The organism is Streptomyces sp. SPB074, assembly GCF_000154905.1.
In the GTDB taxonomy this organism is placed as follows: Bacteria; Actinomycetota; Actinomycetes; order Streptomycetales; family Streptomycetaceae; genus Streptomyces.
Genome location: NZ_GG770539.1, coordinates 2,951,077 through 2,952,566 on the forward strand (window position 1 = coordinate 2,951,077; position 1,490 = coordinate 2,952,566).

General features: G+C 78.8%; 1 protein-coding gene and 1 pseudogene. Both read right to left on the reverse strand.

Annotated features, from left to right (window positions below; all coding sequences use genetic code 11):
* Window positions 1-307, reverse strand: a pseudogene (locus SSBG_RS30205) (prepilin peptidase); the annotation flags it as partial.
* 4 nt (window positions 308-311) lie between these two features.
* A partial coding sequence (locus SSBG_RS12080) for an exopolysaccharide biosynthesis polyprenyl glycosylphosphotransferase (RefSeq protein ID WP_106429331.1) occupies window positions 312-1,490 on the reverse strand: 1,179 nt, incomplete at its 5' end.

Sequence of the window (1,490 nt, forward strand, 5' to 3'; positions counted from 1 at the left end):
CCTCGGCGCCGGGGGCCGCGGGGCGGGCGAGGAGGACGAGCACGGCGAGGGCGGGCAGCAGCCGGGCGGGGACGTGGCGGCACAGGGCGCGGGCGAGGACGGTGAGCGGCGCGGGGCGCGGAGCGGCGGGGGGACGGGGCGGGCCGCCGGGCGCGGGGCCGCCGGAGACGGGGCCGCCGGGCGCGGAGGTCACGGGCGCGGAGGTGTCCGGGCGGACGGGCGCGGGAGCCGGAGCCGTACCGGCGTGAGCGGTCCCGGCCTGCGCGGTGGCGGCCGGAGTGACGGGGCGGGCGGCTGCGTGGGTCACCGGCTCAGCTCCCCGAGGGGCGCACGAGCGCGAGAGCGGTGCGGACGAGAATCCGTACGTCGTGCCACAACGACCAGTGGTCCACGTAGTAGTTGTCGTGCCGGGAGCGGTCCTCGATGGAGGTGTCCCCGCGCAGGCCGCTGATCTGCGCGAGCCCGGTGAGGCCGACGGGGGCGCGGTGCCGGTGCCGGTAGCCCTCGTACCTGCGGCCGAACTCGTTGACGAAGAAGGGCCGTTCGGGACGCGGCCCGACCAGGCTCATGTCGCCGCGCAGGATGTTCCACAGCTGGGGCAACTCGTCGAGCGAGGAGCGGCGCAGGAAACGGCCGACGGGGCTCATGCGGTCGTCCTGGGCGACGTTCCAGCGGGTGGCGGCCTCGCGGTCGTCGCAGGGGCGCAGGCTGCGGAACTTGAGGAGCGTGAACGTCTTCCCGTACTGGCCGACGCGTTCCTGCCGGAACAGGACGCCCGGGCCGTCGCTGAGGCGGACGGCGAGGGCGCAGGCGAGCAGGAGCGGCGAGAGGAGGACGAGAGCGGGGCCCGCGAGGGCGAGGTCGAGGGCGCGTTTGCCCGCGCCGGGGCGGCGGGGGCCCGGGGGCAGCGGGGTGAGCGGGTAGCCGGCGAGGCTCGCGCCGCCGGGCGCGGCACCGTGCCCGGGGCCGCGCGCGTCGAGGCGCCACAGGGCGCAGCCGTGCGCGCGCAGGAGCCGCAGATACGCGGCGGAGGGCTCCCCCACGCACAGCGCGAGCCGTACGTCGTGGGTGCCGAGGGCGCGCCGTACCTCGTCGGCCGAGCCGAGCACCGGCACGTCACCGGGCGTGCCCGCCCGGGGCCCGACGATCCCGACGGGCCGCACGAGGGGCCGTTCGGACCGGCGCAGCACCTCGGCGACGGTGTGCGTACGGGCGTCCCCGATGAGCAGCGCGGCAGCGGGCCGCGCCCGGCGGCGCGCCCGGCGCCGCGCGTGCACGAGCCCGCGCCCGCTCAGGGCGACGAGGCTCTGCGCGGCCCACGCGGTGACGAGCGCGGAGAGCGGCAGCGCCGCGGCGGGCCGCACGGCGGCGAGCAGCGCGGCGACGACGGCCCAGGCGAGGGCGGTACGGGCGCAGAGCGCGGGCACCTCGTCGAGCACACCCCGTCTCCGGTCCTGGCCGGTACAGGCCAGGGGACCGGGTGGTGAGCG